The organism is Entomohabitans teleogrylli (genome assembly GCF_001484765.1).
GTDB classification, from domain to species: Bacteria; Pseudomonadota; Gammaproteobacteria; order Enterobacterales; family Enterobacteriaceae; genus Entomohabitans; species Entomohabitans teleogrylli.
Genome location: NZ_LLXO01000013.1, coordinates 111388 through 125940, shown reverse-complemented (window position 1 = coordinate 125940; position 14553 = coordinate 111388). Strand labels below are relative to the sequence as shown.

Genomic DNA, 14553 nt, shown 5'->3' with positions numbered 1-14553 from the left:
AATATCAATAACAAATTCATAACTGAATATATATTCAGAAATGAAATAAATTCCCCTCGTTGCGAGTCAATCAAGTATTACCCGATCAACTAACGATAAATTTAGAAAAAATAATTTACAAGGTCAATTGAATTTTCGGTTCCAGGAATAACACCTGACTCCATAAGAAACATATATAACTCAAGCAATAACTTCATTAACTCTGCTCCGGCAGAAAACAACCAGGAGATAAACCATAAAAAAATTCCTAATACATTATCTAAAAAACGCCACTATTATTTATGCATTCAACGTAACGCGAAATTTCATTCTCATTATGTATATATCTTCTCAATGCTTTCCACCAGAAAAAACATTCAGTCGGCGTGGATATTCGCGGAAATTAATCAGGTGAGGAATAAAAGATTCCCCCGCAAGAGGGAATCGTTCGCAGAAATGTGATAAACCGATGGTTTATTCCGGCTGCACGCTGTCATTATTTGCGTTACGGCTCATCCACAGCGCCAGCGCCTTCAGGGAATCCGGAGTGAACTCATCGCAGCGGGCAGTTATCTCTTCTGGCGACATCCAGCAAACTTCGCTGATCTCCTCTTCCTGCAGGGCGAAGGGCCCGTGGGAGACGCAGCTGAATAACCCGCCCCACACCCGGCAGTGCTGATCTTCGAAATAGAACTGACCATGTTCAGCAAACGGAACGCCGGCAATCCCCAGCTCCTCTTCCGCTTCGCGGCGAGCGGAATCGAGCAACACCTCTTCCGCCTGCACCACGCCGCCCGCCGTAGCATCCAGCATGCCCGGCAAGAAATCTTTGCTCTCAGTACGCCGCTGCACCAGAATCTTGCCCATCCCGTCATGCACCACGATATACGTCGCACGGTGGCGCAGGCGCTGCGCGCGCATCTGCTCCCGGGTCGCCTGCGCAATCACTTCATTGTCTTCGCTGACAATGTCCACCCATTCCGTGCCAGAAAAATCACTCTGCTCCACCATCGCGGAAACCTTCTTCAGGGCGCTCTAAACGGCGCGTTAATGTGAGTTAACGATGAATGACCAGCTCAGCAATGACCCGATCGTCGGCCAGATCGCGCACGCTCAGCGTGCCGTTTTCCAGCATCCCGTAACTGGCGCTGAAGCCCCCTTTCGGGATGCTCACTGAGCCGGGGTTAAATAATCCAATACCATCACGCCACTGTGCAACCGGAATATGCGTATGACCGGAGATAAAAATGTCTCCGGCACGCAGCGGCGGCAAATTATCCGGGCTATAGAGATGCCCGTGGGTCAGAAACAGACGGCACTCAGAAAGCAATATCTGCTGCCAGTCGGCGGTCACCGGAAATGCCAGCATCATCTGATCCACTTCGCTGTCGCAGTTGCCGCGCACCGCGATAATCCTGTCCGCCAGCGAGTTTAAACACTCAGCGACCTGCGCCGGCGCATACCCCGGCGGCAACGCATTGCGCGGGCCGTGGTAAAGCACATCGCCAGAAATAATCAACCACTGCGCGCCGCTGGTGTTAAAGCGCTCGACAATGCGCCGGGCGGCAGGCAATGAGCCGTGAATATCCGAAGCAAACATCAGTTTCATTGTCCGGTACCTCATCATCTCTTCAGGACGCAGAAAGGGAATGATACTGAATTTTTCGCCGCGCTTCAGCCGCTTACCTGGTCTGAAAGCGCCACAAACTGCTGTACCGACGCCCGCTGCCACTGGAACTGCGCATATTCCTCCAGCCGTGCCGGCAATGCGTCGCCGTTCAGCGCCAGACGATTAATCATCAGCGCCAAATCGGTATCGGCAATACACCACTCGCCGAACAGGTTCTGCTGCCCCTCAGGCAATAGCGTTTCAACATGGGCGATAAATTTCTCCGCCGCCTGACAACCCGCGGCGCTGAGCGGCGGCATACGGGCGCCGGAGAAAATCACCTCCGTCGGCCGCTCCTCGCGGATGGGCAACAAATCGCTGCGCAGCCACGCCTGAATTTGCCGGGCGCGGGCGCGCTTTTCCCGGTCTACCGGATAGATGCGCTCCCACACCGGCGGCGCAAAGCGTTCTTCAAGGTACTCATCAATCGCCGATGACTCGCTCAGGATAAACTCCTGCACCGCCAGCACCGGCACCCGACGCGTCAGTTGGTATCCCTGCCAGCCAGGCTGCAGATGCTGACCGCTGGCAAGGTCTACTGTCTGCAAAGTAAACGCCAGGCCTTTTTCCTTCAGGGCGACATAGACCGACATCACATAGGGGCTATGAAAGTGGGCATCGCTCCACAGGGTTATCACTGGCTGTTCCATAAAATCCTCATCGGCGAGTGGCAATTCAATGAACATATAACGAAACCTGATTTCTGTCACATCGGTAAATTGCATGTTCCTGCCAGCATGGCTTACCCGATGGGCGCCCTGCGTAACTTTGTGTATCATGACGCCAGCAATAATAAGGAGAAAGCCTGTATGCCATCGCACCCGGATGCCGTTATCCGCATCAAAAACCTGCGCCTGCGGACTTTTATCGGTATCAAAGAAGAGGAAATCAACAACCGTCAGGATATCGTCATCAACGTGGCGATTCACTACCCCGCCGCTCAGGCGCGCCACAGCGTTGATATCGACGATGCCCTGAATTACCGCACGATCACCAAAGCCATTATTGCCCACGTCGAGAGCAACCGCTTTGCGCTACTGGAAAAATTAACCCAGGATGTGCTCAATATCGCGTGCGATCATCCCTGGGTGACATATGCTGAAGTAGAGATCGATAAACTTCACGCGCTGCGCTACGCCGACTCGGTATCAATGACCATGAGCTGGCGGCGCTAAGCGCCACCGGGAGGTCATATGCGGATACTGGTTACTGGCGGTACAGGGTTAATCGGACGCCAGCTGTGCCGGCGGTTGCTGGCGTTACACCATCAGGTCACAGTGGTCACCCGCTCGCCAGACAAGGCCCACGCCCGCCTCGGGCCTGACGTCACCCTGTGGCAGGGGCTTGCGGAACGCCAGTCCCTGGACGATATCGACGCGGTCATCAACCTGGCCGGAGAGCCGATAGCCGACCGGCGCTGGACCGCCGCCCGCAAAGAGGCGCTGTGCCAGAGCCGCTGGCAGATAACCGAACGGCTGGTCGCGCTGTGTAAAACCAGTCGCCAGCCGCCGGCGGTATTTATCTCCGGTTCCGCCACCGGCTATTACGGCGATCTCGGCGAAGTCGTGGTGGCGGAAGACGAACCGCCGCACAACGAGTTTACCCATAAGCTCTGCGCCCGCTGGGAACAGATAGCCAGCGGCGCGCAAAGCGACCAGACCCGGGTTTGCCTGCTGCGTACCGGCGCAGTGCTGTCCCGCGAAGGGGGAATGCTCGGTAAGCTGCTGCCCCTGTTCCGCACTGGCGTCGGCGGGCCGATAGGCAACGGTCGCCAGTATCTGCCGTGGATTCATATCGACGATATGGTTAACGGCATTCTGTGGTTGCTGGATAACGATCTCCGCGGCCCGTTCAACATGGTTTCCCCTTATCCGGTGCGCAATGAGCAGTTTGCCCATACGCTGGGTCAGGTACTCAACCGTCCGGCCATTTTACGGGTGCCGGCGACGGCGGTGCGTCTTATTATGGGCGAAGCGGCGGTACTGGTACTGGGCGGGCAGCGGGCATTGCCGAAACGCCTGGAAGCTTCTGGCTTTGGTTTCCGCTGGTACGATCTGGAAGAAGCGCTGCGCGATATTATGCAATAACCTCAAATATCACGATCTTACGCCAGACATCACCTCATCAGCGGTGATGGCATCATTCATCGCGATATACTGTTCGCAGCGGGAATGTTAAGACCGGCCGTTAGATTGCCGGCGATTTTTGCGCAGGGGCGTCGCCAGGCCGGGGAGAAAACCGGCCTGCGGGTAAGACGGTCCCGGCGCAAAGGGCCAGGCCCCGTTTACGGTAGGGCGACCCTGTGCCGAAGGCAACCATAAGAGCGAGCGCTCCTCTCTTACTTCAATGCCCCTTTCAGGAACTGCTGTAGTCGCGGGCTGGAAGGATTGCCGAACACCGCCTCCGGCGTCCCCTCTTCCTCAATCAACCCCTGATGCAGGAAAATCACATGGCTGGAGACATGGCGCGCGAACTCCATTTCGTGGGTCACCACTACCATGGTTTTTCCTTCTTCAGCCAGCTGTTGCATGATGCGCAGTACCTCGCCGACCAGTTCGGGATCGAGGGCCGATGTCGGTTCGTCAAACAGCAGCACTTCCGGCTCCATCGCCAGCGCCCGGGCGATCGAGACCCGCTGCTGCTGGCCGCCGGACAGATGTACCGGATACTTGCCGCGCACCCGCTCGTCGATCCCCACCTTCTCCAGGTAGCGAATCGCCCGATCCCGGGCATCCTGCTTGCTCAGCCCCAGCACCTGTACCGGCGCTTCCATAACGTTTTCCAGCACCGTCATGTGGCTCCACAGATTGAAATGCTGGAACACCATGGTCAGCCGGGTGCGCAACAGTTGCAGCTGCTTTTTATCCGCTACCTTTAGCTGGCCGTCTTTATCACGCACCAGATGGATGTTTTGGTTATTAACGACGATCGTACCTTCACTGGGCTTTTCCAGAAAGTTAATACAGCGCAGAAAAGTGCTCTTCCCGGATCCAGAAGAGCCGATAATGCTGATAACATCCCCGGCCCGCGCTTTCAGGGAGACCCCTTTCAGCACTTCCAGTTCGCCGTAACGTTTATGCAGGTCAGTGACGCTTAATTTATAGTCGGCCATTAGTTGTCCACTCATTACAACGACGAAGGTTTCACATGCTGCAGCCAGCGCCGCTCCGCCTTACGAAACAGGCTGATCAATACCCAGGAAATACACAAATACAGCACGGCGGCAATGCCAAAGGCGGTAAACGGCTGGTAAGTCGCGGCGTTAATATCGCGGGCGATTTTCAGCAGATCCGGTACCGTGGCGGTAAACGCCAGCGCGGTGGAGTGCAGCATCAATATCACTTCGTTGCTGTAGGCCGGTAGCGCAATGCGCAGCGCCGACGGCAAAATAATGCAGCGATACAGCTTAAAACGCGAAAAACCGTATGCCCGGGCGGCCTCGATTTCCCCATGGGGCACCGAGCGAATCGCCCCGGCGAAAATTTCCGTGGTATAGGCGCAGGTGTTGAGGGTAAACGCCAGCACGGTACAGTTCAGACCGCTGCGGAAAAAGTCGCTGAGCATCGGCGTCCCTTTAACGATTTCCAGGGTATACATACCGGAGTAAAACACCAGCATCTGAACATACAGCGGCGTACCGCGAAAGACATAAGTAAACAGCCAGATGGGCAGGCGAACATATTTGTTCGACGATACCCGCCCGACAGCGAGAAACAGCGCCAGAATACCGCCCATCACCACTGATGAGATCAGCAGCCACAGGGTGATCGCCACGCCGGTAAAGCGGTAACCATCGGTCCACAGCAGCGATTTCCAGTACTCCTGGATAATCTCAATCACAGATCCGCCCTCCTGACGCCCACCGAATAGCGCCGTTCAAGCAGCAGTAAAATACCATTGGATACCGTAGTGAAAATCAGATAGATAGCCCCGCAGACAATGGCGAAATAGAACGGCTCCCAGGTGCTTTTCCCCGCCAGTTGGGTAGCTTTAACCACATCTTCCAGACCGAGCAACGACACCAGCGCGGTCGCTTTCAGGATCACCTGCCAGTTATTGCCGATCCCCGGCAGCGCAAAACGCATCATGGCCGGAAACAGAATGCGTCGAAAAGTCTGCGACGGACTAAAACCAAAAGCCGTCGCCGCCTCAATATGCCCTTTTGGCACGGCCATCCAGGCGCCGCGAAAAGTTTCGGTAAAATAGGCGCCGTAAATAAAACCCAGTGTAATGATCCCGGCAATCATGGGATCGATATCGATTTGCGACATACCCAGCGCGTCGGTCACTACGTTCAGCGCCATTTGCAGACCGTAAAAAATCAGCAGCATCAATACCAGATCGGGCACGCCGCGGATCAGTGTGGTATACCCTTCAAACACCAGGGCCAGCGGCCGGTTGCGCGACAATTTCGCCGCTGCGCCGGCCAGGCCTATCGCGACTGAAAGCAGCACGGAACTGATGGCCAGCTCCAGGGTAACGAGCGCCCCTTTAAAAATCACTTCTGAAAAACCATACAGCATGGCGCTTTTTTCCTGCCGTCAGTATCTGTTCAGTTTCAGCCTGCCCGCGGTGGGCAGGCGCGATAAGGACGTGGATTAACCACCATAGATATCAAAGTTAAAGTATTTGTCTGACAGCTTCTGATAAGTACCGTCGGCGCGCATATCGGCAAAGGCCTTATTCAGCGCTTCAAGCAGCTCTTTGTCCTCTTTACGCAGACCAAATCCGGTACCCACGCCGAAGATTTTCTCATCTTTAATCGATGGGCCGCCAAACTGGTAGTCTTTACCCGCCGGGTGTTTCAGGAAGCCTTCGCTGGCGGCGACTTCATCCTGGAACGCGGCGTCGATACGTCCGGCGGCCAGGTCAGCGTAGATATTTTCCTGTCCCTGATAAGAGACAATTTCTACCCCTTTCGCCGCCCAGTGGGTATTACCGTAGGTCTCCTGAGTGGTACCCTGCAGGACGCCGACTCGCTTGCCTTTCAGCGCTTCCAGGGTCGGCTCAATGCTTGAACCTTTGGCCACCACCAGCCGGGAGTTGGCCGCGTACAGTTTGTCGGTGAACGCGATTTCCTGCAGACGTTTTTCAGTGATCGACAGCGAAGAGACGATAATATCGACTTTTTTCGCTTTGAGAGAAGGGATCAACGCATCCAGCGGGTTTTCGACAAATGAGCACTGCGCTTCAATACGCTTACACATCTCTTTAGCCAGATCGATATCAAAGCCGATCAGCTCCCCTTTATTATTTTTCATCTCAAAGGGGGCGTAGGTCGGATCGGTACCGATGCGCAGATTTTTCGGGATGGCGGCGAAAACGTTGGAGACGCTGGAAAATGCCAGTACCAGAGAAAGGGCAATTACCTTCTTGTTCATACTTATCCTCAATAGACTATATTCAGAACCTGACCGCCAGGCTTTCGGGCCTTTGGTCGCATCAGGCTCTTCTTTCCTGAACCCTTTTTATAAGGACAAATTGCAGGTTTCGTGCCACATCACGCCGCGACGATACCCGGCCAGCTTTCTGAGCGGCAGCACACTGCCGCACGCGACCGCTGACGCGCGCGCCATTATAATGCATAACTAGCACCAAAATAGTGCTAATTATGCATATCGCACCACAACGGCGCACCGAAACGTAGCGCGCCGCTAACCTGAAATTCCCCTGCCTGGGCCGTTCAATGGCCAACTTACAGACTACGGGAAAGTATCATTCACCGTAAACATTAAAATCAAAGTACTTTTTGGCAAACTTATCGTAAGTACCATCCTGGCGCATCTCCGCCAGCGCTTTATCCAGCGCGGCCTTCAGCTCCGTCTCGTCTTTACGCAGGCCAACCCCGGTACCATCGCCAAAATACTTTTTATCTTTCACCGACGGGCCGGCGAAAGCAAAATCTTTCCCCGCTGGCTGCTTCAGGAAACCTTCGCTGGCCGCGACTTCATCCTGTAATGCCGCATCCAGCCGCCCTGCCGCCAAATCGGAGTAAATCAGATCCTGATTCTGATAGGCCACCACATCCACACCTTGCGAGCGCCAGTTGTCGTTGGCATACGCTTCCTGAGTCGAGCCCTGCAGAACGCCGACATGTTTGCCTTTCAGGCCGTCCAGAGAGGGCAGAATCGGCGAGCCTTTAGCGGCAATCAACCGCGAATCGGCGGCGTACAGTTTGTTGGAAAACGCAATCTCCTGCTCACGTTTGGCGGTGATCGACAGTGAAGAGATAATCGCATCAATTTTCTTCGCCTTCAGCGAAGGGATCAGGGCGTCAAAATCGCTACCTACCCAGCTACACTGCACCTGAATGCGCCGGCACAGTTCATTACCCAGATCGATATCAAAGCCGACAAAATCTCCTTTCGCGTCTTTGGAAGAAAAAGGCGCATAGGTGGCATCCGTACCAATACGAATACTCTGCGGAAGGGCTGCGAACGCGCTGGCGCAAAACAGGCCGGACAGCAGAGACAAGGCGAAAATCTGCTTCTTCATAGTAACCCTCTGTGTGGTGGCTTTTATCATGATGTTGTGTGGTACTGACTCCCTGAAGTCATTAGCACGTCTCATGCCACTTTTTCACCGGGCCGGGAAATGTAAACAGAAAGTTGCATAACAATTCAGGGCACCGCAAGATAACAGTTTTCCCTACCCTGAAAAAATTCCTCAATGCTAAAATCTCCCTGCCACAGCTTCAGGATTTGATCCCGCATACACTATTGCACCAGTATCGGGCAGCGGTTTGCACTGCTCTCGGACTCAGACCACATAAATCAGCTTCCGGCGCCGGACCAGCGGGTGAACAGATCTTCGCTCAGCGTAATGTCAAACTGATCCAGTACCCGATTAACCGTTTGATTGATAACCTCATCCAGGGTCGCCGGGCGATGGTAAAATGCCGGTAGCGGCGGCATGATCAGCGCCCCCATCTCCGCGGCCTGCGTCATCAACCGTAAATGACCGAGGTGCAACGGCGTTTCACGTACGCACAATACCAGCGGACGGCGCTCCTTCAGCACCACATCCGCCGCCCGGGTCAGCAGGCCGTCGGTATAACTGTTAACGATGCCGGAAAGGGTTTTGATCGAACAGGGCAGGATCGCCATGCCATGGGTTTTAAACGAGCCGGATGAGATGCTGGCGGCGATATCCCGGGCATCATGTACCACATCCGCCAGTCCCTGCACCTCACGCAGGGTAAAATCCGTTTCCAGCCCCAGGGTCTGGCGCGCCGCCTGGCTCATCACCAGATGGGTTTCCACTTCCGGCACCGACTGTAACACCTGCAGTAAACGGACCCCATATATCGCGCCGCTGGCGCCAGAAATACCGACAATCAGTCGTTTCATGACTTTCGCCTGCAATAAATCAACAATGATGCGGGGGAGTATAACAGGAGTTGCCCGCAGGCAAAGAAACCGGCCTGTGCCAGATAGCAGAGGCCGGGAAAGGGCTTACCCTTCGTTATGCATTTCCAGACTTTCCACTTCGTTCTGACGCTGCAGCGCTTTGGCATCGTCGTTACGCAGGGATTCGAGATATTCCAGGTACTGCAAATCGACATCTTTGGTCACGTAAACACCGTTGAACACCGAACATTCGAACTGCTGAATATCCGGGTTTTCGGCGCGAACCGCTTCCACCAGATCGTCCAGGTCCTGGAAAATCAGCGCATCGGCGCCGATTATCTGGCGAATTTCGTCGACTTCGCGGCCATGGGCGATCAGTTCATTGGCGCTCGGCATATCGATACCATAAACGTTCGGGAAGCGAATCTCCGGGGCGGCGGAAGCCAGATACACTTTTTTGGCTCCGGCTTCGCGGGCCATCTCAATGATCTGTTCTGACGTCGTGCCACGCACAATGGAATCATCCACCAACAGAACGTTCTTATCGCGGAACTCCGCCCGGTTGGCATTCAGCTTGCGGCGTACCGATTTACGGCGCAACTGCTGGCCGGGCATGATAAAGGTGCGGCCGACATAACGGTTTTTCACAAACCCCTGGCGATACGGTTTACCGAGAATACGGGCAATTTCCAGCGCGATATCGCAGGAGGTTTCCGGAATCGGGATCACCACATCAATGTCCAGATCTTCCCACTCGCGGGCGATCTTTTCGCCCAGCTTTTTGCCCATCCCCACCCGGGCGCTGTAGACCGAAATCTTATCGATGAACGAATCCGGACGGGCGAAGTAGACATACTCGAACAGGCAGGGATTGCTGGTCGGGTTATCGGCGCACTGGCGGGTAAACAGCTGGCCGGTTTCCGCGATATAGACCGCTTCACCCGGCGCCACGTCGCGCAGAAACTCAAAGCCCAGGGTATCCAGCGCCACGCTTTCCGAAGCCACCATATACTCGCTGCGGCCATCGCCCACGTCGCGCTTGCCCAGCACCAGCGGGCGGATACCGTTCGGATCGCGGAAGGCGACCATACCGTGGCCGATGATCATCGCCACACAGGCGTACGCGCCGCGAATCTGGCGGTTAGTGGCGGCGACCGCCGCGAAAATGTTATCGGGCTCCAGCGGGTAATGGCGGAAATTATCCAGCTCGCTGGCGAAGATGTTGAGCAGGATTTCCGAATCGGAGGTGGTATTGATATGGCGGCGTTTTTCTTCAAACAGTTTTTTACGCAGCTCGTGGGCGTTGGTCAGGTTGCCATTGTGGGCCAGGGTAATACCGTACGGCGAGTTCACGTAGAACGGCTGCGCCTCAGACGCGCTCGAGCTCCCGGCGGTCGGGTAGCGTACGTGGCCGATCCCCATATTCCCCTGCAGACGCTGCATATGGCGGGCTTCAAACACATCATTCACCAGGCCGTTGGCCTTACGCAGACGGAAACAGTTGTTCGCATCAATTGTGATGATGCCTGCGGCATCCTGCCCACGGTGCTGAAGCACCGATAACGCGTCATAAATCGACTGGTTTACCGGCATAACACCGGCGATACCGACAATACCGCACATGTTGTCTTTTCCTCACTAAGCCACAGCCCGGGCCCTATGACCGGGGCAAGAAACTTGACGAGCCTTGCAGATAGTCAAAAAACCACCTGATGATGAAACTGAAGTGCGGAATAAGCTGCGACTTCTGCCAGTCTTCGCTTTTAGACAGACCGGTGAAGGTATCCAGAAAGAACAGAATGGCGGCGACAATCAGTACGCCGCGTAACGCGCCGAAACAGACTCCCAGCACCCTGTCTGTCCCCGACAGGCCAGTTTTTTCCACCAGCGCCCCGATCACATAATTCACGATGGCGCCGACGATAAGCGTCGCAATAAACAACACCGCGATCGCTATACCATTACGAACCAGTTCCTCTTCAAAGCCAGTGAACCAGACAGCCAGGTAAGTGTAGTAGTGACTGGCGACAAAGAAAGCGCAGCCCCACGTCACCAGCGACAACGCTTCGCGCACAAACCCGCGGATCAGGCTAACCAGACAGGAAAAACCAATCACCGCAATAATGGCGTAATCTATCCAGACCATGAATGTGTCCCACGATAAATCACCCCGACGTCCGGTTCGGGGCGCATTCTAACAGAAAAAGAAAACGTTTGCGTAGGGATTTCCTGTCCCTGCGTAAATAAAAATGGCGCTGAAAAAATCTTCAACGCCAGCGTTAAAACTTCGCCCCGACACAGGAAAGCGGCGCATTATTTCCGCCGCTCAATCCACGCCGGCGCCGGAAATAACAGATTAACGCGCACTATAGTTCATCACCACGCCGCTCAGGCCGGAAAGCCGGTTCAGCTCGCCCAGCGATGCTTTAAGCTTATCCCGGGAGGCGTCCGGCCCCACCAGAATGCGGGTGATTTTACCCTGCACCGGCGTAGAGGGCACGGTATACACCCGGTACCCGGCGCCGCGCAGTTTGCCGACGATTTCATTGACCTTATCGGCGTTCTTCAACGCGCCGAGTTGTACCACATAGGCTTTACCGGCGGGGGCATCCTGCGGCGCAGTCTGCTGAGCCGTCTGGGTACCTGGCGTCGGTTCCGGCTTCGGCGCTGGTTCAGGCTTCGGCTTTACGGCCGGCGCTGGTTTCGGCTGCGGTTTTTCAACTGGCGCTGGCTTTGGTTGCGGGCGCGGTATCGGGACTTCATCAATACCGGCGCCGTTATCTACCGGCAACGCCGCGGTATTAAACGCCGGCGATGTCGCCGTACTGGCCCGGACCTCTTCCCCTGCCCCTTCCGGCGGCTGGGAAGGTAGCGCCTGGCTGGCGGTCGGCAACATATCCGGCTCATCGGTATCCCCGGGCTTTGGCACCAGCGGAATCGCGGCGAACTGGTCCTGATAATGCTTCTTTTGACCATCCAGCAGACCGGGCAGCACAATAACCCCCAGCGCCACCAGGACGATGGTACCCACTAAACGGTTCTGAAATTTACTCGCCACCTTTTCTCCCCGTATCCAACACGACCATCACCTGCGCCACGGTATGGAACGAACCGCAAACCAGCACGATATCCTGCGGCCGCGCGTCACGCAACGCCGCGCGCCAGGCATCGGCCACGCAGGCAAATACCGTCCCCTGGCCAAGGTGTTCAATTAATTGCTCCGCCGTCGCGCCGCGCGGCCCTTCCAGAGGAGCACAATACCAGCTATCCACCTGCGGCGACAGGTGGGCAAGCGTTCCGGCAATATCTTTATCATGCAACATGCCGATCACCGCCAGCACCCTGCCCCGTTCAGGCAACTGCGCCAGCCGGGAAGCCAGATACTGCGCGGCATGGGGATTATGAGCGACATCGAGGATCACCCGCGGCTGTAAAGCTACCGTCTGGAAGCGACCGGGCAAAATAGCGCCAGCGATCCCGGCGCGAATAGCCTCGTCGCTGGCCGGAATACCGCTGGCGCGCAGCGCGGCTAACGCCGTGGCGGCATTAGGCTGCGGCACCTGCGGTAGGGGCAATCCACTGAGGACGCCATGCATATCGCGAAAATCCCAGCTATCGGCGTGCAGCTGGTAGTCCCAGTCAACGCCGCGGCGCTGCAACTGCGCGCCCTTCTCGCGGGCAACCCCGGCAATGGTTTCCGGCATGTCCGGCTCCCCCACCACCGCCGGCCTGGCGGCGCGGAAAATGCCGGCTTTCTCACGCCCGATACTCTGGCGATCCGGTCCCAGCCAGTCGGTATGGTCCAGCGCAATACTGGTGATAACCGCTACATCGGCATCGACGATATTGGTGGCGTCGAGACGCCCGCCGAGACCCACTTCGAGGATCACCACATCCAGCGCCGCCTGCTGAAACAACAGCAGCGCCGAAAGGGTGCCATATTCAAAATAGGTTAACGAGGTTTGTTGGCGATGCGCCTCAATTTGGGCAAACGACGCGGTGTGCAGCGCCTCCGGCAGTTCGTCGCCCTGAATCCGCACCCGTTCGGTATAGCGCACCAGATGGGGCGAACTGTATACCCCCACCCGATAACCAGCGGCCATCAGCATCGCTTCCAGGGTCCGGCAGGTGGTGCCTTTACCGTTGGTGCCGGCAACCGTAAATACCTTCGGCGCCGGTTTCAGTACCCCGAGGCGCTGCCCGACGGCGCGCACCCGGTCCAGCCCGAGATCGATGGTTTTACTGTGCAGGTTTTCCAGATAAGAAAGCCACGTGGCCAGGGGCGACGTGGCTTGCGGTAACGATTTAATATCCATGATGCCCGTTCTACGCTACGGTTCAAAAGTTCCAGGGGTAGCGCCGTACCCGGCATTACCCCTGATGAACAATCAGCCCTGCTGTTCCTGTTCCGGTTCATCCGGCTGTTCGGCGACCGGTTCCACCACCGGCAGCGGCTCGGCCTGCGGCGCCGGCAGATTCATCAGCTTAGCCAGAATGCTCGCCAGCTTCAGACGCATCTCCGGACGACGGACGATCATATCGATCGCCCCTTTCTCGATCAGGAACTCACTGCGCTGGAATCCCGGCGGCAGTTTTTCACGTACCGTCTGCTCGATAACCCGTGGGCCGGCAAAGCCGATCAGCGCCTTCGGTTCGGCGATATTGAGATCCCCGAGCATGGCAAAACTGGCGGAAACGCCGCCCATGGTGGGATCGGTCAGGACTGAAATATACGGCAGACCGCGCTCCTGCATTTTCGCCAGCGCCGCCGAGGTCTTGGCCATCTGCATCAGCGACATCAGCGCTTCCTGCATCCGGGCGCCGCCGGAAGCGGAGAAACAGATTAGCGGACAGTTGCCTTCCAGCGCCTGCTCTACGGCGCGGACAAAACGGGCGCCGACCACCGAGCCCATAGAACCGCCCATAAAGGCGAATTCAAACGCCGCCGCCACAACCGGCATACCGTACAGCGTCCCTTTCATCACCACCAGCGCGTCTTTTTCGCCGGTCTCTTTCTGGGCGGACGCCAGACGATCCTTGTATTTCTTGGAATCTTTAAATTTCAGAATATCTTTCGGTTCCAGCTCGCTGCCCAGCTCCACCAGCGAATCTTCGTCCAGCAGGCTGTGCAGGCGGTCGCGGGCCGACATACGCATATGGTGATCGCACTTCGGGCAGACCTCAAGGTTGCGTTCCAGCTCGGCGCGGTAGAGTACCTGGCCGCAGCTGTCGCATTTGGTCCACACCCCTTCCGGAATACTTGCTTTACGGGTAGGGGTTACATTGCTTTTATTGAGAATTCGTTCAATCCAGCTCATTGATGACCTTTCTGCCTGAACCTGGCTACACCCGACCCGCCGTTAATCGCGCAGGCCGGCATAAATACCAGTATTGTTTTCAGGGGGATATCCCGTCATACCTCGCATCCCAGGCGCATGCGCTTTCCTGTGACGCAAACTATTCCGGGCAAGACACCCCCGAGCCCATAAATGGTGCTCATTAAAACATAACGGCTGACGACTTGGGATAAAAAAGTGGTCGAACCGCGTAATACGT

Annotated in this window: 16 protein-coding genes; 2 read left to right on the top strand and 14 right to left on the bottom strand. The window is 56.1% G+C overall.

Annotation, left to right across the window (positions count from 1 at the left end):
- Positions 1–453: 453 nt before the first annotated feature.
- The 3 genes from yfcD to yfcF all read right to left on the bottom strand — a co-directional run bounded on the left by yfcD (position 454) and on the right by yfcF (position 2298).
- Complete coding sequence (gene yfcD / locus AQ981_RS16050) at positions 454–990, bottom strand: NUDIX hydrolase YfcD (protein ID WP_058912752.1); 537 nt, start codon at positions 988–990, stop codon at positions 454–456.
- Between the two features lie 46 nt (positions 991–1036).
- Complete coding sequence (yfcE, locus tag AQ981_RS16045; protein ID WP_058912751.1) at positions 1037–1588, bottom strand: phosphodiesterase; 552 nt, start codon at positions 1586–1588, stop codon at positions 1037–1039.
- A 65-nt stretch (positions 1589–1653) separates the two neighbouring features.
- Positions 1654–2298: a glutathione transferase gene (gene yfcF / locus AQ981_RS16040; RefSeq protein ID WP_058912834.1), complete on the bottom strand. Its 645-nt coding sequence runs from the start codon at positions 2296–2298 to the stop codon at positions 1654–1656.
- 159 nt (positions 2299–2457) lie between these two features.
- Here yfcF and folX point away from each other — a divergent pair, with 159 nt between their 5' ends.
- Together folX and AQ981_RS16030 are read left to right on the top strand one after the other, a co-directional pair.
- Positions 2458–2823, top strand: coding sequence for a dihydroneopterin triphosphate 2'-epimerase (gene folX, locus AQ981_RS16035; protein ID WP_058912833.1), 366 nt, complete (start codon positions 2458–2460; stop codon positions 2821–2823).
- A gap of 18 nt (positions 2824–2841) precedes the next feature.
- Positions 2842–3735, top strand: coding sequence for a TIGR01777 family oxidoreductase (locus tag AQ981_RS16030; protein WP_058912750.1), 894 nt, complete (start codon positions 2842–2844; stop codon positions 3733–3735).
- A 251-nt stretch (positions 3736–3986) separates the two neighbouring features.
- On the opposite strand, the gene hisP is transcribed toward AQ981_RS16030, so the two are convergent.
- From hisP to accD, 11 genes are all read right to left on the bottom strand, one after another.
- The gene (gene hisP / locus AQ981_RS16025; protein ID WP_058912749.1) at positions 3987–4760 is read right to left on the bottom strand and encodes a histidine ABC transporter ATP-binding protein HisP; all 774 of its coding nucleotides are present in this window, start codon (positions 4758–4760) and stop codon (positions 3987–3989) included.
- Between the two features lie 14 nt (positions 4761–4774).
- On the bottom strand, positions 4775–5488 hold the full coding sequence (locus tag AQ981_RS16020) for an ABC transporter permease (RefSeq protein WP_058912748.1): 714 nt from the start codon (positions 5486–5488) through the stop codon (positions 4775–4777).
- On the bottom strand, positions 5485–6171 hold the full coding sequence (locus tag AQ981_RS16015) for a histidine ABC transporter permease HisQ (RefSeq protein ID WP_058912747.1): 687 nt from the start codon (positions 6169–6171) through the stop codon (positions 5485–5487). Before AQ981_RS16015 ends, AQ981_RS16020 begins: the two co-directional genes overlap by 4 nt.
- 75 nt (positions 6172–6246) lie before the next feature.
- Positions 6247–7029, bottom strand: a complete 783-nt coding sequence (gene hisJ, locus AQ981_RS16010; protein WP_058912746.1) for a histidine ABC transporter substrate-binding protein HisJ — start codon at positions 7027–7029, stop codon at positions 6247–6249.
- 334 nt (positions 7030–7363) lie between these two features.
- Positions 7364–8143 carry a lysine/arginine/ornithine ABC transporter substrate-binding protein ArgT gene (argT, locus tag AQ981_RS16005; protein WP_058912745.1) on the bottom strand — a complete coding sequence of 260 codons (780 nt, stop codon included), beginning with the start codon at positions 8141–8143 and terminating at the stop codon, positions 7364–7366.
- 278 nt (positions 8144–8421) lie between these two features.
- Positions 8422–8997 carry a UbiX family flavin prenyltransferase gene (locus AQ981_RS16000; protein WP_058912744.1) on the bottom strand — a complete coding sequence of 192 codons (576 nt, stop codon included), beginning with the start codon at positions 8995–8997 and terminating at the stop codon, positions 8422–8424.
- A gap of 105 nt (positions 8998–9102) precedes the next feature.
- Positions 9103–10620, bottom strand: a complete 1518-nt coding sequence (gene purF / locus AQ981_RS15995; RefSeq protein ID WP_058912743.1) for an amidophosphoribosyltransferase — start codon at positions 10618–10620, stop codon at positions 9103–9105.
- A 34-nt stretch (positions 10621–10654) separates the two neighbouring features.
- Complete coding sequence (gene cvpA, locus AQ981_RS15990; RefSeq protein ID WP_058912742.1) at positions 10655–11143, bottom strand: colicin V production protein; 489 nt, start codon at positions 11141–11143, stop codon at positions 10655–10657.
- Positions 11144–11353: 210 nt separating this feature from the next.
- Positions 11354–12055, bottom strand: a complete 702-nt coding sequence (gene dedD, locus AQ981_RS15985; protein WP_058912741.1) for a cell division protein DedD — start codon at positions 12053–12055, stop codon at positions 11354–11356.
- Positions 12045–13313 carry a bifunctional tetrahydrofolate synthase/dihydrofolate synthase gene (gene folC / locus AQ981_RS15980; RefSeq protein WP_058912740.1) on the bottom strand — a complete coding sequence of 423 codons (1269 nt, stop codon included), beginning with the start codon at positions 13311–13313 and terminating at the stop codon, positions 12045–12047. The genes dedD and folC overlap by 11 nt, the downstream gene beginning before the upstream one ends.
- A 72-nt stretch (positions 13314–13385) precedes the next feature.
- Positions 13386–14315, bottom strand: coding sequence for an acetyl-CoA carboxylase, carboxyltransferase subunit beta (accD, locus tag AQ981_RS15975; protein ID WP_058912739.1), 930 nt, complete (start codon positions 14313–14315; stop codon positions 13386–13388).
- Between the last annotated feature and the right edge of the window lie 238 nt (positions 14316–14553).